The organism is Mesorhizobium sp. M3A.F.Ca.ET.080.04.2.1, assembly GCF_003952525.1.
GTDB lineage: Bacteria > Pseudomonadota > Alphaproteobacteria > Rhizobiales > Rhizobiaceae > Mesorhizobium.
The window spans coordinates 4,982,062-5,000,725 of sequence record NZ_CP034451.1 but is presented as its reverse complement, the minus strand read 5'-3'; the positions used below and the strand labels follow the sequence as shown (position 1 = coordinate 5,000,725).

The 18,664-nt window shown below is 63.5% G+C and carries 13 protein-coding genes and 1 pseudogene; 12 read left to right on the top strand and 2 right to left on the bottom strand.

Annotated features, from left to right (window positions below; genetic code table 11):
- Window positions 1-276: 276 nt before the first annotated feature.
- The 6 genes from EJ074_RS23820 to EJ074_RS23795 all read left to right on the top strand — a co-directional run bounded on the left by EJ074_RS23820 (window position 277) and on the right by EJ074_RS23795 (window position 8,940).
- Window positions 277-1,365: a hypothetical protein gene (locus tag EJ074_RS23820; RefSeq protein WP_095807019.1), complete on the top strand. Its 1,089-nt coding sequence runs from the start codon at window positions 277-279 to the stop codon at window positions 1,363-1,365.
- A gap of 34 nt (window positions 1,366-1,399) precedes the next feature.
- A complete protein-coding gene (locus EJ074_RS23815; RefSeq protein WP_095807020.1) occupies window positions 1,400-2,545 on the top strand; it encodes a hypothetical protein in 1,146 nt (381 codons plus the stop codon).
- Window positions 2,546-2,569: 24 nt separating this feature from the next.
- Entirely contained in the window at window positions 2,570-4,480 is a 1,911-nt protein-coding gene (locus EJ074_RS23810; RefSeq protein ID WP_095807021.1) for an AAA family ATPase, read from the top strand.
- On the top strand, window positions 4,473-5,804 hold the full coding sequence (locus EJ074_RS23805; RefSeq protein ID WP_095807022.1) for a DUF6638 family protein: 1,332 nt from the start codon (window positions 4,473-4,475) through the stop codon (window positions 5,802-5,804). The genes EJ074_RS23810 and EJ074_RS23805 overlap by 8 nt, the downstream gene beginning before the upstream one ends.
- A gap of 15 nt (window positions 5,805-5,819) precedes the next feature.
- Complete coding sequence (locus EJ074_RS23800; RefSeq protein ID WP_129553833.1) at window positions 5,820-6,944, top strand: DUF2333 family protein; 1,125 nt, start codon at window positions 5,820-5,822, stop codon at window positions 6,942-6,944.
- A 316-nt stretch (window positions 6,945-7,260) separates the two neighbouring features.
- Window positions 7,261-8,940: a formate--tetrahydrofolate ligase gene (locus tag EJ074_RS23795; RefSeq protein ID WP_129553832.1), complete on the top strand. Its 1,680-nt coding sequence runs from the start codon at window positions 7,261-7,263 to the stop codon at window positions 8,938-8,940.
- A gap of 79 nt (window positions 8,941-9,019) precedes the next feature.
- Here the strand turns inward: EJ074_RS23795 and EJ074_RS23790 are convergent, their stop codons facing one another.
- Window positions 9,020-9,661 (bottom strand): cysteine hydrolase family protein, encoded by a 642-nt coding sequence (locus tag EJ074_RS23790; protein ID WP_095809360.1) that lies wholly within the window; start codon window positions 9,659-9,661, stop codon window positions 9,020-9,022.
- A 139-nt stretch (window positions 9,662-9,800) separates the two neighbouring features.
- On the opposite strand from EJ074_RS23790, the gene EJ074_RS23785 reads away from it, so the two are divergent.
- The 6 genes and pseudogenes from EJ074_RS23785 (at window position 9,801) to EJ074_RS23760 (ending at window position 17,286) form a co-directional block, all read left to right on the top strand.
- The gene (locus tag EJ074_RS23785; protein ID WP_095809359.1) at window positions 9,801-10,817 is read left to right on the top strand and encodes a helix-turn-helix domain-containing protein; all 1,017 of its coding nucleotides are present in this window, start codon (window positions 9,801-9,803) and stop codon (window positions 10,815-10,817) included.
- Between the two features lie 48 nt (window positions 10,818-10,865).
- Window positions 10,866-11,327, top strand: a complete 462-nt coding sequence (locus EJ074_RS23780) for a DUF4126 domain-containing protein (protein WP_095809358.1) — start codon at window positions 10,866-10,868, stop codon at window positions 11,325-11,327.
- The gene (locus EJ074_RS23775; RefSeq protein WP_095809357.1) at window positions 11,324-12,700 is read left to right on the top strand and encodes an FAD-containing oxidoreductase; all 1,377 of its coding nucleotides are present in this window, start codon (window positions 11,324-11,326) and stop codon (window positions 12,698-12,700) included. The genes EJ074_RS23780 and EJ074_RS23775 overlap by 4 nt, the downstream gene beginning before the upstream one ends.
- Before the next feature lie 136 nt (window positions 12,701-12,836).
- Window positions 12,837-13,893 (top strand): annotated as a pseudogene (locus EJ074_RS23770) (succinylglutamate desuccinylase/aspartoacylase family protein).
- Window positions 13,894-14,143: 250 nt separating this feature from the next.
- Window positions 14,144-16,333, top strand: coding sequence for an anthranilate synthase (locus EJ074_RS23765; protein ID WP_095809366.1), 2,190 nt, complete (start codon window positions 14,144-14,146; stop codon window positions 16,331-16,333).
- Between the two features lie 5 nt (window positions 16,334-16,338).
- The gene (locus tag EJ074_RS23760; protein ID WP_129553831.1) at window positions 16,339-17,286 is read left to right on the top strand and encodes a cation diffusion facilitator family transporter; all 948 of its coding nucleotides are present in this window, start codon (window positions 16,339-16,341) and stop codon (window positions 17,284-17,286) included.
- Window positions 17,287-17,523: 237 nt separating this feature from the next.
- On the opposite strand, the gene EJ074_RS23755 is transcribed toward EJ074_RS23760, so the two are convergent.
- The gene (locus EJ074_RS23755) at window positions 17,524-18,606 is read right to left on the bottom strand and encodes a hypothetical protein (RefSeq protein ID WP_129553830.1); all 1,083 of its coding nucleotides are present in this window, start codon (window positions 18,604-18,606) and stop codon (window positions 17,524-17,526) included.
- Window positions 18,607-18,664 lie beyond the last annotated feature (58 nt).

Sequence of the window (18,664 nt, the reverse complement as noted above, 5' to 3'; positions counted from 1 at the left end):
CATGTTTGAAGCGATCATTTCGGCGACAATTCGATGGTATGCCTCAAGCGGACTAAGGCGCCGTAAAAACAGGAAGTTAAGTCATATCAGCTAAAGCCGGACGAAGGCGACGCGCACTACTGGCGCCATTGGCATGCTTGCCTTGTCTTTCAAGGGCCTGAGCAATTCTTTTGTTTTGACGCGCCTCCTTGTCTTCCTTCTTTCAATCGCCTGAGGCGCCACATATATTCGCCGCCACGTGCGACACGAAACCGGATGCCGAAGCGGGAGGCCCCTATGGCGACATTGCAGAATTTCGATGCCGAGATTGCCAAGACCAAGCAGGTCGTCGATGACATGCGCACCAAGATCGAGCAGTCCGGGACAGTGCTCGATACACTCGCCCAGGCCGACAAGAAGATCGGCGACGCCAATTTCGACATCGAGAACGCCCGCATCGAAGACGTGGTGAAGCAGCAGAAGATCATGGAAGGCAACATTGCCGACCTGATCATCGGGCTTGAGGACGCCACCAATGTCTTCGGCGCCGAATTCGAGAGCATGAAGAACTATACCGGCTGGGAAAACTTCGTCGGTGTCTTCTCGGAGCAGAGCAAGCAGCGCATGCGCACGGACCGCGTACGCAACATGTCGCTAGCCGGCAACCTGCAGGAACTGCTCGCCAAATCCGACACCATCGTCGGCATCCTGAAAGCCCAGAAGCAGATCCTCGACCAGCGCTACAAGACGTCGGAGGCCAGCCTGTCGCAGGTTATCGAACGCCGCAAGGCGACCATGGCCAACCTCGAGGCGGTTCAGAAGCGCATCGAGGAGTTGAATCCGATGCTGCTCGACATCGAGAACAAGATCGCCGCTTCCACCAGCCAGAAAGATCGCACCCAGCTCGAAGGCGAGCGCTCGAAAATGGCGACCGAATACAACGAGAAACAGGCCAAGGAGCAGGAGCTGCTCGCCGAGAGCCAGACGCTGGAGCGATATACCTCGATGTTCCAGACCTTCGTGGACTCGCTGAACAATCAGATCGCGGCGCAGTCGACGCTGATCAACAAGCTGACCATCGATACCGAGCAGCGCATCGTCCTCTACAAGGCGCTGGAAGATTCGCTGAAGACGGCCGCCCAGCAGGACGTGGCCCACAAGATCAACACGCTGGGCAGCCAGGTCGACAACACGGCCGAAGAGACGATGGCCGGCATCGGCGCCGCCTCGCAGAAGCACATCGGCGACCTGCTCGAGATGCATGAGAAGAACATGGTGGCGAGCGCCGACATCCAGCGCCGCAAGAAGCTGGCTGACGATGCCTTCGCCCGCCGCTTCGACGAGGTGATGAAGAAGCACAATTCGGCGAACTACGTGCAGCAATAGGCGGCGCGCCCGCAGTCTTTTCCAGGGCAGCGAAATGACCCCTGAAAACGAAGCGGCGGCACGCTATTTCTCCGCCATCACGGCGGCGCTGAGCGGGCTGGAAGTGTTCATGCGCGACGACCGCTCGCCGCTCTACCGGCATGGCATCGTGGCCAGGATCGTCGCCGAATACATCGCCCGTCTGGACAAATCCTTCGCCTGCTGGCGCAACCGGCTCGGCTTCATGGACACGTTCCGGATTTCGCGTGCCGACAGCGGCTATCCCGTCTTCCAGAACCTGCTTGAACTGGAGAACGATCGCCGCCAGGCCGATGCGCGACTTGCCAATATCCCGCTGGCCGGCGAGTTGCGCGACGAGATGGCCGACTTCATCCTGCGCCACAAGGAATTTCCGGAAGCGCTGCAGAGGTCGATGGCCGAGCGCCTCTACCTTGAGGATGTCAAGAGCGAGGCGACCTTCGGCCCGTTCATTCTTGCGCAGACGGCGAAGGTCTCGGTCAACCCCAAGACCTTGCGGCCCTATTACCTCGTCCACTGGGCCTCGTTCGACGGCACCGCCAACCTGCCGCTGATCTATATGGTGACCGTCGAGGACTCCTCGGAGAGCATGATACGCCAACTGGTCGATGCCAATGGCAAGCTGAACGAGCGGGTCGAGATTCCGCTTCCTGTGGACGGCCTGCTCAATCCCGAGCTCGCGCACCGCTTCGACGACTTCACCGAGAAGAACTCGGCCTATTCCCTGTCGCCGGCGACCATCGCGGTCAATCTCGACAAGGATTTCGAACCACTGCATCCCAAGCAACTCCGGCGCGTCGTGCTTGGCCCCTTCTATTCCGCCGGCATCACCGAGAACAATTCGACCGTGGCCGAGGTTCTGTCCAAGGTGCGCAAGCCCGAGAATGCCTGGCTGCTCACCTGGACCATCCAGGAGGTCTATTCCAAGGGCGAGAAGCCGGGCCGCAAGGGTCTCTTCTCCAGCGAGAAGTCGACACAGGAATTCTTCATCGACACCGACAATCTCGAAGCCGCGCGACAGGGCGTTTCGAGCTACGAGAACCATGCGCTGATCCCGCACGAGGCCTACCAGGCGCTCTATGCAGCCGGCGAGGCACAGCGGATTTTTTCCGGCTACAAGGTCCACATCCTGTCGAACGGGCAGGTCATCAGCGATGTGTGACCGTCAAACCGCGGAGCATCCTTCATGGACACCGGCCTGACCACCATCCCCGAAGCGGCAATCGAGAAACACCGCGCCACGGCGCAGAGCTTCATCACCCGTATTGTCGTGCTGGAGGACCCTTCGCGCGAATCCGGTACCGTGCTCGCCGGCACCAACCGCCGTTTCGTCTCGACCGTGTCGGTCGGCTCGGTACGGCGCACACGCGAGGTCGAGCTGTCGAAAACGGTGGCCGCGGTGCATCCCGACGACCAGTTGATGACCATCCCGCAGCACACGCTGCTCTACCGCGCCCGGCGCGGCCTGGCGATCGCGCTCGCCATCTCGGATGTCTTCGCCGAAGGTTCCGACCTCGAAAGCCTGCAGGCGAAGAATGCGCGCGCACCGCTCGAAGGCGACGAGGCTGCGACCTTCAAGAAGCTCCTGTCGGCCTCTGCCTATGTTTCGGCGTTCAGCCTTGCGTCCTATCTGTTCCAGCTTATCGACAGCGACGGCGAAGCGCCGAACGACATCCCCGAACCCGACTTCCTCTTCGACACGCCGCAGGATGCGGTGAAGTCGATCGTGGCTGGCCTCGACAAGGCGATTGCCGGCTCGAAGGACGATGCCGACCTGATGACGCGGGCGCGCGCCTTTGCCCGCGTCGCCATCGACGGCCTGCTCGCGCGAAAAGGCCGCTTCGACGGCATCGGGCCGTTCGAGAACGCTCACATCCGCATCGACGTGGACGATTTCACCCTCGACGGCTTCGACGTGGCGCCCGGCAAGCGATCGAAGCCGCTGGTGATGACCTTCAAGAAGCCGGAAGAAGTGGTCGGCAACCACATCGCCAAATTCCAGTCGGTCAGGCTCGCCAAGATGCTCATGGCCTATGACTTCGAGCGCGAGCTCAATCCCTTCGTCGAGCTCGGCGGCTTCCTGTTCACCTTCATTGGCGACGGCGCGCCGGGCACCGGCAAGACGACGCTGATCCAGATGATCGCCGGCCTCGTCAACGGCTACTGCCAGGTCGCCGGCTATCCCTTCGCCTACGAGAATTTCGGCGTCGATCAGATCTCGTCCTACCAGGGCAAATCCGGCCAGAACTGTCGCCAGTTCATCAACAACGTGCTCAATCCGCGCGCCATTGGCTTCGGCACCATCGACGACATCGACCAGGTGGCGGCGCGTCGCTCCGACGACCGCGCGTCGGCCGGCCAGCAAGAGATCACAGGCGTCTTGATGGACGCCTTTGCGGGCGCCTCGACGGTGGTACGCGGCAATTGCTCCTTCGGCATGTTCTCCAACTACCCCGAGAACGTCGACGACGCGCTGCGCCAGCGCGCCGGCGCCCGCTGGCTGGTCGACGGCCCGCAGACCCGCGACGACTACATCGACATTTTCGTGCTGCTCGCCGGCAAGAACCACAAGATCCCGCTGGGCAATCACAAGCTCTATGCGGCGCAGGAGATCCAGCGCGCCGTGGCCGAGGCCTATGAGGAGCATGAGAAGCCGCAGGAAGACGGGCTGATGAAGGTCTATGAGCGCTACATGAAGGAGAACGGCGCGCCGAAGACGCTGGCCGATATCGGCACCTATCTGCACATGATCAAGGACGCCGAGCCGCGCTTCACCGGCCGCGCCATCAAGAACGTCACCGACGCCATCAAGATGCGTGCCATGGACATCGAGCTGCCAGACGACTGGTTCGAGAAGCCGGAAGCCTTCATGCACAAGAGCTACGACGACAAGAAGGCGATGATCGAGGAACTGCGCGGCCCGTTCTCGATGGAGATGGTCATGCAGGAGATCAACCGCTATGCCGATTCCGAATTCCGCTATTCCGACAAATCCGATGACGCGGCGGTCGAGAAGCTGCTGCGCGACGCACGGCTGCGCGAACGCGCCGCTCGCGAGATGGACGAGCTGAAGAAGAAGGGCCTGTGGGATGCGTAGACCTTCGTCGGCGGCGGGCACGCCCGCCACCCAAAAACCCGACCTTCTGCGCGACAACGAGCTGATCTATGGCAGGCTGCTTCCTGTCGACGAACCGCATCTCATCCAGCGCTACAACAAGGCGCTCGTCGCCTTCGGCCTTGAGCCCACCAAGCTGCAGAGCTTCCAGATCGACCGCACCGGCTTCTCGCCCGAGATCGCCGAGGAGTGCGGCGACCATGACTATCTCGATCCCAACGAGGTCAACCGCCGCTTCATCATCCTGACGCCGGCGCAGATCGACCTGCCGGTGGTGCACACCGCCTTCTCCAACACCTCGCAGCTGATGTTCGAGTTCATGTCCAAGAACCGGCGCGCCATCGATGCGCTGACCATCAAGGACGTCATCTACGGCGAGATCGAGGACTCCGTTCCCAAGGTCAACGACATCGAGGACCTGCTGTCGATCAACCAGGTCGAGTTCAAGGTGCTGTCGGCCGAGGATGTGCTGGGCAAGGCGGCCGAGCTCGGCAAGCTGGTCGACCGGCTGAAGCAGGAGCCCGATGCCTGGCGCGACAATGCCATGCTTGAGCGCATGGTCGACTTGGCCAAGGTCTGCGGTGATATCCGCGAGAACGCGCTGGTCCCCGACCAGGTGATCTTTCGCCACAACGCGTACTGGACCAGCCATTTCGGCGGGCTTTACGTGTTCGTCGACCCTGATCTGACCACCGTCATCAGTGACCCGGCCGCGCCCGGCTTCCGCCGCTCGCGCCCCTGGCAGGTGAGTTATCTGTCGATCAACGACGCCGACAGGGTGTTCCGCTTCCTCGCCGAAACCGGCCGCCTCGACCTGCCCCGCGCCTCCTGGATCGAAGCGTCAGGTTACCTCGAGCACCGCGCCGAGATGGTGGTCCGGGCGCTGATCCGCGAAGCCGAGCCCAACCGCAACCTGACCAACGTGGACAAGGTCTGGCTGCAGACCTGGATCCATGGCCATGCAGACCTGATCACCCAGGACGGCAACTTCCCTTTCCTTAATGCAGCCAAGCGCGAAATCGCCCAGTTTGGCCATCTCAAGGTCGAGGACGTCCCTCCGCGCCAGCGGTTCCTGGTCGTGCGCGCCAGGCCCGATCACCCCGATGCCTGGCTGACCAACCAGCTGATCTCGGATTTCGTGCCGCAGGATTTCGTCTCGCGCTACGTCTTCAACAAACCTGGTTTCTACCGGGACTTCGACGGCTTCAGCGACGCCTGGCGATCGCATGTTGTCGACGTTCTGAAAACCACATATTTGAAGGACAAGGCGGCGTTCCGGACGCGCCTTTACGGCTTGACTGATTGAGGGGTGACGAGAGCCATGCTTGATCCGATCGTGAGTTTCTTCACCCGAATCTTCCAATGGATCGGCCGCGGCATCGGCGTCGTCATCGGCATCCTCCTGTGGCCGTTCGTCTGGGCGGGCCGCTGGTATGGCCAGCGCGGCTGGATCCTGAAGGCCGTCGTGGGCCTCGCCCTTCTGGTGCTGATCGGCCTCTACGCCAACTTCTTCTACGCCACCCAGTGGTGGAACAGTTTCGACCCGAACTATCCCGACAAATACACCTTCGAGAAGCGCAACGTTTCGGCCGGCGAGCAGGTCACGGCCGGCGCCGGCACCGACACCGCCAAGACCTGCGGCAACTCCGCCGTCGCCCAGGTGGCTGCCGATTTGACCGACTTCAATGTCAATCAGAATGCCTGGGTCTCCTCGATGATCCTCTACAAGCTCGGCTTGTTCGGCGTCGACTGGGACCATACCCCCTGGATGGACAACAAGGCTTCCTTCCAGCGCGGCATCAACCAGGCCGTGCGCCGCACCGCGACCGAGCTTGCCGACAATCTCGGCCGCGTCCGCACCACCTCGCAGATCGACGCAGACCTGCAGGACGCGCGCGGCAATCTGCAGTTCGATGAGGAAACCTGGTATTTCGGCCTGAACCCGTTCGGCCCCAAAACGCCGACGCCGAGCTACTACCGCGATGCCGTGCGCAAGCTGCGCTCCTTCAATGCCCGGTTAGCCGCCTGCCAGGCGACGTTCGATGCCCGCGCAGACAATCTGAAGCAGTATATCGACCGCATTTCCAGCGACATCGGCTCGACATCGGCGATCCTCAAGGAGCGCGCCGAGAACCACAATAATGGCTGGTTCGATTTCCGCGCCGACGACCGCTTCTGGTTCGCCTACGGACAGCTTTATGCCTATTACGGGCTGATGAAGGCCGCCCAGGCCGACTTCGAGGACGTGATCAAGGAAAAGCACCTGCAGAACCTTTGGGACACGATGGACTCGCAATTCGTCTCGGCGCTGCGCATTCAGCCCCTCATCATCGCCAATGGCCGCGAGGACGGCTGGCTGCTGCCGACGCATTTGACGACCATGGGCTTCTACATACTGCGCGTGCGCTCCAACATGGTCGAGATCAGCAATGTCCTGAGCCAATAGCGCGAGAGCCGACCGTCGGGCGATGGCGGATTTGCGGCGTCGCTTCTGTCGCTTTTCGCGCATTGCACGGCTGTTTTGAGACTGCGGAACGGCAATCGCTCTGGCTTCTATACGGCCCAACGACCAGGGGCCAAAGACGCCGCGAAGGTCGATCGGCAACAGCAATCGTCTTTCTTTGCAGGAAACTTATTTGCATGAAAGTTGACGCCGCGACAGCGACAGGGTTAGAACATGCCCTTGCGTCCGGGCGGCGTTTCGAGCATGCACAAATCATCGAACCCCTCCCCTCCACTGCCCAATCCAGAGGAAAGCCGTCATGGCCGAAGTGAAGTCCGACATCGAGATCGCGCGCGCCGCCAAGAAGAAGCAGATCCAGGAGATCGGCGCCAAGATCGGCATTCCGCACGAGCATCTTTTGCCCTATGGCCATGACAAGGCGAAGGTCTCGGCCGAGTTCATCAAGTCGGTGAAGGGCAACCGGGACGGCAAGCTGATCCTGGTCACCGCGATCAACCCGACGCCGGCCGGCGAGGGCAAGACCACGACCACGGTCGGCCTCGGCGACGGCCTGAACCGCATCGGCAAGAAGGCGATCGTGTGCATCCGCGAGGCCTCGCTCGGCCCGAACTTCGGCGTCAAGGGCGGCGCTGCCGGCGGCGGCCTGGCGCAGGTGGTGCCGATGGAGGACATGAACCTGCATTTCACCGGCGACTTCCACGCCATCACCACCGCCCACAACCTGCTGTCGGCGCTGATCGACAATCACATCTACTGGGGCAACGAGCTCGGCATCGACACCCGCCGCGTCGCCTGGCGCCGCGTCATGGACATGAACGACCGCGCGCTGCGCGAGATCATCTGCTCGCTCGGCGGCGTCGCCAACGGCTACCCGCGCGAGGCCGGCTTCGACATCACCGTCGCCTCCGAGGTGATGGCGATCCTGTGCCTGGCCACCGACCTCAAGGACCTCGAGAAGCGCCTCGGCGACATCATCGTCGCCTACCGCCGCGACAAGTCGCCGGTCTATGCCCGCGACCTCAAGGCCGACGGCGCCATGGCGGTGCTTTTGAAGGACGCCATGCAGCCCAACCTGGTGCAGACGCTGGAGAACAATCCGGCCTTCGTGCATGGCGGCCCGTTCGCCAACATCGCGCATGGCTGCAACTCGGTCGTCGCCACCACGACGGCGCTCAAGCTTGCCGACTACGTCGTCACCGAAGCCGGCTTCGGCGCCGACCTCGGCGCCGAGAAGTTCTTCGACATCAAGTGTCGCAAGGCGGGGCTGAAGCCGGCGGCGGCCGTCATCGTCGCCACCGTGCGGGCCATGAAGATGAATGGCGGCATCAAGAAGGAAGAGCTCGGCAAGGAGAACATCGAGGCGGTCAGGAAGGGCTGCCTCAACCTCGGCCGCCACATCGAGAACGTCAAGCAATTCGGCGTGCCGGCGGTGGTGGCGATCAACCACTTCACCACCGACACCGAGGCCGAGGTCCAGGCGATGAAGGACTTCGTCAAGGCGCAGGGCGCCGAGGCGATCCTGTGCAAGCACTGGGCGCAGGGCTCGGCCGGCATCGAGGACCTGGCCAGGAAGGTGGTCGAGATCGCCGAATCCGGCGCTTCGCAGTTCTCGCCGCTCTATCCCGACGAGATGCCGCTGTTCGAGAAGGTCAACACCATCGTCAAGCGCATCTACCGCGGCGACGAGGCGATCGCCGACAAGTCGATCCGCGACCAACTGCATGCCTGGGAGCAGGCCGGCTACGGCAAGCTGCCGGTGTGCATGGCCAAGACCCAGTATTCCTTCTCCACCGATCCCAACCTGCGCGGCGCGCCGACCGGCCACACCGTGCCGGTGCGCGAGGTCAGGCTGGCCGCCGGCGCCGGTTTCGTCGTCATCATCTGCGGCGAGGTCATGACCATGCCCGGCCTGCCCAAGGCGCCGTCCTCGGAAAAGATCTTCCTCAACGAGACCGGCCAGATCGAAGGCCTGTTCTAGATCTAACTTAGGATCGGCTGACCCGACTGCCAAAGGGCGCCGCGGCAACGCGGCGCCCTTTTCGCATTCCGCGCCGCGGCTACGCCGCGTTGCGGGCCAGCGCCCGCTGGTTCGACGCATAGATCGAGTCGCGTTCCGGGAGGGCGCCGGTCTTCAGGCAGTCGATCCATTCGGCGGTCTTTAGCACCGCGGCGAAGCGCGATTGCAGCACGACACTCACCACGCGATGAATGTCCTCGGCCGACGCGTAGCCGGCGCTGTTGGCGTAGGGCACCGAACCGCTCGCGTCCGATAGGAACTCGACCGAGAAGCCCATATGCACGGCATGGATGATGGTCGACAGATCGCAATTATGCGTCATGTAGCCGACGACCGTGATCGTATCGATGCCGTTGCCGCGCAGCCAGTCTTCCAGGTTGGTGCCGGTGAAAGCTGAGGGCAGCTTCTTTTCGACATAGTGGTCGCGGACACGCCGGGCGATCTCGGGATGCAGGTCCCCGCCAGGGCTGCCGCTGGCGAAGATCGGCGAAGTCTCGGGCGCCATCTGCCTGACGACGACGACCTTGATGCCGGCCCTGGCCGCGGCATCCATGGCGCGCGCCACGTTGGCGACACTATCGGCGAAGGGCGGATGCTGGATGGCGAGATTGCCGCCGTCATAATCGTTCTGGACGTCGACGACGACGAGCGCGCGGCGCGGCTGGCTGGCTGGTGCTGACATGGCGGTTTCCTTTCGACCGGGTTGACGACCGGAAGCTAGACTGGACATGCTGGCCTAGAAAGTGGCCCGATTGACATTATTCAAAAGAATTGGGACACTTCTCCATCCCAAGCCTTGCCTCACTCCCACGGTGTCTGACTTGCGCAATCCGATCATCGCCGCGATCGCCTTTGACGGCATCAGCGCCTTCCACCTTTCCGTGCCATGCCTGGTTTTTGGTGCGGACCGCACGCAACTTGGCTTGCCGCGCTTCGACTTTCGCGTCTGCGCGATAGAGAAAGGGCAGATCCATACCGACGCCGGTTTGACCATTTCGGTCCCACACGATCTCTGTGCGTGTGATGAAGCCGATATCGTCATCGTGCCAAGCTGGAAGGATCTCGATGTGCCTTTGGCGGAGCCGCTCAAGCATGCGCTGCGCAAGGCGCATCGGCGCGGCGCGCTGATCGTGGGCCTATGCCTCGGCACCTTCGCGATCGCCGCCGCCGGACTGCTTGCCGGGCGAAAGGCGACGACGCATTGGGCCTATGCCGACCAGTTGCAGGCTCTTCATCCCGACATCGCTGTCGATGCCGACGTTCTCTATGTCGACGACGGCGACATCGTCACTTCGGCCGGCGTCGCCGCCGGGCTCGACTGCTGCCTGCACATCGTGCGGGACCGCTACGGCGCCGCGGCAGCGCTTCGCCTCGCCCGCCACGTCGTGCTTTCGCCGCACCGGCAGGGCGGACAGGCTCAGTTCATCGAACGCCCGCTGGCGCCGACGCCCAACGCCGACCGGTTCACCAAGGCCCTCGACGAGGTGCGGACGACACTCGGCCAAGCCCACAGCCTCGATAGCGTGGCTGACAGCGCCGGTCTCACCCGACGTACGTTCACGCGCCGCTTCCAGAAGTCGATCGGCGCCAGCTTCGGTGAGTGGCTGGCCGACCAGCGCGTGGGCCTGGCGCAGCGGCTGCTGGAAGAGACCGACAAATCGATCGATGTCGTGGCCTTCGAGGCCGGCTTCGGCAGTGCCACCTCGTTGCGCCAGCATTTCGCGGCGCGGCTCAAGATCTCACCGCTGCAATACAGGCGAGAGTTTTCCAGGAATGATCGTGACGAGCATCCAGCTCTGGCTGGGAAAAGCCGTGGCCAGAAGCACGGCCTATGCTAGCTTGCCGTCCCCGGACCGCGCAACGATCCGCGAATTGAGGGGTCGATCATGCTTTACATCCTTGCATTGCTGATTGGTGTCGTCGCCGGCCTGCGAGCCGGAACGGCGCTTGCCGCCACCGCTTGGGGCGCCTGGCTCGGCTGGCTGCCGGTCGCGAACAGCTGGGCAAGTTTCATGGGCCACTGGATCGCCGTAGGCATCTTCACCATCCTGGGAATTGTCGAGCTCATCACCGATCAATTGCCGTCGACACCCAGCCGCAAGGTGCCGGAGCAATTCGGCGCCCGTATCGTCGTGGGTGCCTTCTGCGGAGCCGTGATCGGCGCCCCTGCCGGCGCCACCATCGGCGGCCTGATCGCCGGCGCGATCGGCGCGGTGGTCGGCACGCTGGGCGGCGCGGAAGCGCGAGCGCGCTTGGCCGCTGCATTCGGCAGGGATCCGCCCGCCGCCTTCATCGAGGACGCGGTGGCGATCGCCGGCGGCCTGCTGATTGTAGCCGTCCTCACATGACGGCCAGGAGCTTCGACGCCATCATCATCGGAGCGGGCCAGGCCGGCCCGTCTCTCGCCGGCCGGCTTGACACTGCCGGCATGAGCGTTGCGTTGATCGAGCGCAAGTTCGTCGGCGGCACTTGCATCAACACCGGCTGCATGCCGACCAAGACGATGGTGGCAAGCGCCTATGCGGCGCATCTTGCCCGCCGCGCCGCTGACTATGGCGTCGCGCTCTCCGGTCCTGTTGGCGTCGACTTCAAGCGGATCAAGGCGCGCAAGGACAAGGTGACAAACGACGCACGCGCCAATCTGGAAAGCTGGATCGCCGGGATGAAGGGCTGCACGCTTTACCGTGGTCACGCCCGCTTCGAATCCGCGAGCACCGTGCGCGTCGGCGGGCATCTGCTGACCGCACCAAAGATCTTCCTCAACACTGGAGGGCGCGCCTCGGTGCCCGAACTGCCCGGCGTCAAGGACATTCCCTATCTCACCAATTCCTCGATGATGGATCTCGATGTACTGCCCAGCCATCTCGTCGTCGTCGGCGGCAGCTACATCTCGCTCGAATTCGCGCAGATGTTCCGCCGTTTCGGTTCGAAGGTCACGGTGATCGAAAAGGCGCCGCGGCTGACCGTCCGCGAGGACGAAGACGTCTCGGCCGCCATCCTGTCCATCCTCGAAAATGAAGGCATCACTGTCCATGTCGGCGCCGATGACATCGGCTTCGCCAGACAAGGCAACGACATCGCCGTAAGCTTCGGTGCCGGCAAGCCTCCGGCCGTCGGCTCGCATGTGCTGCTGGCGCTGGGACGCAAACCCAACACCGACGATCTTGGCCTCGACAAGGCCGGCATCGAGATCGACAAGCGCGGCTACATCGTCGTCGACGACCAGCTTCGCACCAGCGTGCCAGGCATTTGGGCAATGGGCGACTGCAACGGCAGGGGCGCCTTCACTCACACCTCCTACAACGACTACGAGATCGTCGCCGCAAATCTGCTCGACAACGATCCGCGCAAGGTGAGCGACCGCATCGATGCCTATGCGCTCTATATCGATCCGCCGCTCGGCCGCTGCGGCATGACGGAGGCCGCTGTGAGGAAGGCCGGCCGCCGCGCAGTGGTCGGCCAGCGGCCCATGACCCGTGTCGGCCGCGCCATCGAAAAGGGCGAGACGCAAGGCTTCATGAAGATCCTGGCAGATGCCGACACCGGCGAAATCCTCGGCTGCTCGGTGCTCGGGCCGGGTGGCGACGAGGCGATCCATTGCGTGCTCGATCTGATGTATGCCAAGGCGCCGATCTCGACGCTGGCGCGTGCCATGCATATCCACCCCAACGTCTCCGAGCTTCTGCCGACCATCGCCCAGGAGCTGAAACCGCTGGTCTGAGCTAAGGTCTGTTGCTCTCCCCTCCGGCGCTGCCTCACCGCCAAATGGTTCGGATTGCGCCTACAGCGCGGCTTGCGCTGGACCACTGACAACCGGCTGCGAACATGCATCGCTGGCCTTCCATCGGAGGCACCTCATGCAAAAGACGATCGAGCGCATCGCCGGCGACAGCGAAGGCGTCGCCTACGAATTCCCGGTCTTCCGTTTTGAGGGCAGCGACAAGGCGGCTCCGACCGCCTATCTGCAGGCAGCCCTCCATGCCGGCGAACTGCCGGGCGTCGTCGCCATCGATGCGCTGATGCCGATGCTTGCCGGGGCTGAGACCGAGCGCCGTATCAGGGGTTCGATCACCGTCGTGCCATGGGCGAATCCGATCGGCCGAGCCCAGTATCATTTCGGCGAGCACCAAGGCCGCTTCAATCTCGGCACCCGCACCAATTTCAACCGCGCCCTTCCCGCTGCTTGCCGCGCCGGACGCCAAGCTCCTGCCTGACGCAAGCCTTGGCGGCGCCGACCGCCGGTTGAAGACGCGGCTGCTCGAGCTTTCGCTTGGGCACGACATCGTGCTCGATCTGCACTGCGATGACGAAAGCCTTGCCTATCTCTATATCCACACCAGCCTGTGGCCGGCGATGGCCGATTGCGCGGCCGCCATGGGGGTCGACACGGTGCTGCTGTGGAGCGAGGACAGCAGCGGCACCTTCGAGGCCGCCTCGATCATGCCCTACCAGATTCAGCCGGCGAGCGTCGCGCGCTTCGACCGGCGCGTCGTCACCACGGTCGAGTATCGCGGCATGCTCTACGTCGACGGCGCGTTGGCTGCTTCCGACGCGCAAGGCCTCTATCGCCTGCTGGTGACGCGCGGCGTCATCGATGATCCGTCAGTCGCCAGCCCCCGCAGCTTCACAGGAGCCGTCGTGCCGCTGGAAAACATCGATATGATGCCCTCTCCCAGGGCCGGCGCGATCCTCTACGACGTCAAGCCCGGCGACCGGGTCGAGACGGGCGCCAGGCTGGCCACAATCGTCCATTCACCCGGCGAGGTGGACGGGCGCACGGAGGTGTTCGCCCCGCAGGCTGGATTCATTCTGACCCGGCGTTCGCGCCGCATCATCCGCGCCGGCGAGGACCTGCTGAAGCTTGCCGGCGACAAAAGGAGCCGCGATGCGCGCTCCGGCACGCTGGAAGACTGAGCGCCGTTCTCGACGGCGCCCTACCTTCACCGTCTGTATTGAATCCAGTTGCGCGGCAGCCCGTTCGCCGCTATGGGAGTCGCCATGAACATGCGTTCGAACAAGACCGTTTGGTGGTGGGCTCGCTGACAGCGGCCAGTTCGAACGCGCGTGCGTAAAGAGAGGGTGGCCGCAGCGGAATGTCCGGGCGGCCATTTGTTTTTTCAAGCCATTCCCGGGTCCGTTGCCCAAAACGCTGATGGAGACGGCAATGACGACAACAGTTCTGGACAACGGGGCGGAGCGCTTCGTCACTGCGGGCGGCGTGACGATCACCCGCGAACGCCATCAGCAGCCCTATGAAGGCGCGATCGACGCCTATGTCGACGGCCTGAATTCCCGTCGTGGCGCGGTCTTCTCCTCGAACTACGAGTATCCGGGTCGTTACACGCGCTGGGACACGGCCATCATCGATCCGCCGCTGGTGTTCTCGGCGCGCGGCCGCGCCATGCGCATCGAGGCGCTGAATGCCCGCGGCGAAGTGCTGTTGCCGGCGATCGGCAAAGCGCTGAGCGGACTTGCCGAGGTCTCCATCACCGAGACTTCGAAGCGGCTTATCCGCCTCGATGTCGCCAAGCCAGGCCGCGTCTTCACCGAGGAGGAGCGCAGCCGCGTCCCGTCGGTCTTCACCGTGTTGCGCGCCGTCACTGCGCTGTTCAGGACAGGCGAGGACGCCAATCTCGGCCTCTACGGCGCCTTCGGCTATGACCTCGCCTTCCAGTTCGACCCTGTCGACCACAAGCTCGAACGCAGAGAGAGCCAGCGCGACCTGGTGCTGTTCCTGCCCGACGAGATCCTGGTCGTCGACCACTATTCGACCAAGGCCTGGACCGACCGCTACGACTATTCCGGCGAGGGTTTCTCGACCAACGGCCTGGCGCGCGACGCCGCCGTCGAGCCGTTCAAGACCGCCGACCGCATCCCGCCGCGCGGCGACCATGAGCCGGGCGAATATGCGAGCCTGGTGCGCCGGGCGATGGAGAGCTTCAAGCGCGGCGACCTGTTCGAGGTCGTGCCGGGCCAGATGTTCTACGAGCGCTGCGAGACCCAGCCCTCCGACATTTCGCGCAAGCTGAAGTCGATCAACCCCTCGCCCTATTCGTTCTTCATCAATCTCGGCGAAAACGAGTATTTGATCGGCGCCTCGCCGGAGATGTTCGTGCGCGTCAATGGCCGCCGCGTCGAGACCTGCCCGATCTCCGGCACCATCAAGCGTGGCGACGACGCCATTTCCGACAGCGAGCAGATCCTCAAGCTGCTCAATTCCAAGAAGGACGAATCCGAACTCACCATGTGCTCGGACGTCGACCGCAACGACAAGTCGCGCGTCTGCGAGCCGGGTTCGGTGCGCGTCATCGGCCGCCGCCAGATCGAGATGTATTCGCGCCTGATCCACACCGTCGACCACATCGAGGGCCGGCTGCGCGAAGGCATGGATGCCTTCGACGCCTTCCTTTCGCACGCCTGGGCGGTCACCGTCACCGGCGCGCCGAAACTCTGGGCCATGCGCTTCATCGAGCAGAACGAGAAGAGTCCGCGTGCCTGGTACGGCGGCGCGATCGGCATGGTCAACTTCAACGGCGACATGAACACCGGGCTCACGCTGCGCACCATCCGCATCAAGGACGGCATTGCGGAGGTGCGTGCCGGCGCCACGCTGCTCTTCGACAGCGTGCCCGAGGAAGAAGAAGCCGAAACCGAACTGAAGGCATCCGCCATGCTCTCCGCCATCCGCGACGCCAAGACCGGCAACGCCGCTGGCGCCGAACGCACCACCGCGCGCGTCGGCGACGGCGTCAACATCCTGCTGGTCGACCACGAGGACAGCTTTGTCCACACGCTAGCCAATTACTTCCGCCAGACCGGCGCCAATGTCTCCACCGTGCGCAGCCCGGTGCCGGAAGAGGTGTTCGAGCGGCTGAAGCCCGATCTCGTCGTGCTTTCGCCCGGCCCGGGCACGCCGAAGGATTTCGACTGCGCCGCCACCATCAAGAAGGCGAGGAGCCGCGAGCTGCCGGTCTTCGGCGTCTGCCTCGGCCTGCAGGCGCTGGCCGAAGCCTATGGCGGGGAGCTCCGGCAACTGCACATCCCGATGCACGGCAAGCCGTCGCGCATCCGCGTCTCGAAGCCCGGGATCATCTTCTCGGGGCTCCCGAAGGAAGTGACGGTCGGCCGTTACCACTCGATCTTCGCCGATCCGGTGCGCCTGCCCGACGACTTCGTCGTCACCGCCGAGACCGAGGACGGTATCATCATGGCCTTCGAGCACCGCAAGGAGCCGATCGCCGCGGTTCAGTTCCATCCCGAATCGATCATGACGCTCGGCCACAATGCCGGCATGCGCATCATCGAGAACATCGTTGCGCACCTGCCGCGCAAGGCCAGGGAAAAGGCTGCCTAGCAACGATGGCCTCGATGGAAGACACGACGGCGGTCGCGGCGAAAGCCGCCGCGAAGCGCAAGGTCGCCGGCCTCGCCTTCTGGTCGATCGTCATCGCCTTCCTGGTGATGGGGCTGAAGTTCGTTGCCTGGCAGAGGACCGGCTCCGTCGCGCTTTATTCGGACGCCCTGGAGTCCATCGTCAACGTGATCACTGCGGCTGCCGCCTTTTGGGCAATCCGCATCAGCCATAAACCGGCCGACACCGATCATCCGTTCGGTCACCACAAGGCCGAATACTTTTCCGCCGTGCTCGAGGGCGTGCTGATCGTCGTTGCGGCGCTGCTGATCATCGCCAAGGTCTGGCAGTCACTCCAGAACCCGGCATCGCTCGAACAGCCCTGGCAGGGTCTGGCGATCAATGCCGGCGCGGCTCTGGTCAACGCGATCTGGGCCTTCGTGCTGATCCGCAACGGCCGCACCGAACGCTCGCCGGCTCTGGTCGCCGACGGCCAGCACATCATGACCGACGTGCTTACCTCGCTCGGCGTCATCGTGGGACTTGTCGCCGCGGTGATGACCGGCTGGCACATCCTCGACCCCCTGCTTGCGCTGCTCGTTGCGCTGAACATTCTCTATCAAGGTTGGAAGCTTACCGGAGAATCGTTGAGCGGCCTGATGGACCGCGCCGTCGACACCCAGGAGCATATGCATATCCGCGACATCATCTCGGCCAATTCGAAAGGCGCGCTCGAGGTGCACGACCTGAAGACCCGCATTGCCGGCCGCGCGACCTTCATCGAATTTCATCTGGTCGTCGATGCCGACATGACGGTCGGTGCCAGCCACGTCATTTGCGACCGCATCGAGGATGCGCTGAAAGCCGAGATCCCGTCGGTGCGCGTCACCATCCATGTCGAGCCGGACGACGAGGCGAAGCTGCCGAAAGGCACCTCGGCGGTGCCCTTCGCCTGAGACTCGCCCTTAGCTTTACCCTTCCTAAGGCCTGTTGAGATTCAGGTCAGGCCGAGTCGAGAACGGTGGCTGCCGAGAACCGGAGCGGAGCGTACTTGAAGTACGTGAGCACCGGCCTCCGCCGGCCGAAGCCTTGTCTTACTCCCACGTCACTTTCATGAATGCTTCGGCCGGCGAAGGCCGGAAGCGCAGGAAACCGCCGTTCGCAGGCCGGCATCACCTGAATATCGACAGGCCTTACGGCGAGCAGGCCGACTGCGGCATTGGATTCAGCCGGTAGATCTTGTCGTCGGATCTCGTCTTGCCGTCCGCCGCCCTCGAGCAGAGGTCGACGATGGCAAGCGCGCTGTTGGGGTTGGCCAGCATCATCGTGCCGTTGGCGCCCCGCTTGAGGAAAATCTCCTTCTGCGAGATGTCGCAGGCGAAATCGCTCATCTTGGCGCTTGCCGAACAGCGCCATTGGTCGGCCTCGCCCTGGCAGGAATAGGTCTGCGTGACCTTGGCTCCCTTCTGGCGGGTGGTGACTGAAACGGCGATGTCGGCGCCGTCGGGCCAATTGGCGGCATCGCCGGTTGACGCGAAGGAGGCGAGCTCGATCGGGCCGCGGAAGACGCGGATCGATTGCGTCGCTTGGTCGGGATGCGACTTCAGATGCGCGTCATCGTAGTCGCGGCCATAGCAGAAGGGCTGGTCGGCCTTCAGCCGCTCGCGCAGCGGATCCCCCAGCGCCGGATCGATCGGGTCGATACGCGCGAACTCCGCCTTGCAGGTGTCGGTCGGCATCGGGTCGAGGCGGAAATTGTCGTCGTCGCTGCCCAGCGCCTGCTTATCGTACTCCGCCGCGCCGAGTTCCTCCTCCGCGCCGGCGTCGAGATAGACATCAGCCTGAAGGTTGGAGACGATGAGCCGGCCCTTGTCGTCGACCTTGAGCGAGGCAAGCGTGCGGTCGCATTCCATGCCGCAACGGATGGCGCTCGCCTTGTCGCTCGGATCCTCCTTGTTGCACCAGCCAGCGGCCCACTCCGGCTTCGTGGCGCCGCGCACCCTGGTGGTGAGAAAACCGTTATAGGCGACGTCCGACATCGTGCTCGGTTCTTCGTTCGGCCGGCTGACCGGGTCGCGACCGTAGTAGAAAAAGATACGCGCCACCTTCTGGTGCGGATGTGCCTTGAGGTGGGCGGCATCATAGTCGCGGCCGAAGCAGGCATCGGCGCCATTGGGACTGAGTTCTGTGAGCTTGGGAGCATCTTCGGCAAGTGCCGATCCGGCAACGAACAACACAGCGCCCAGCACTGCGCCCACCGCAATCTTGGACGTCATGTGATCCCTCCTCGCACCGCAGGACGTAGTCGCAACTTATGCTAGTCTAGGGAGAATT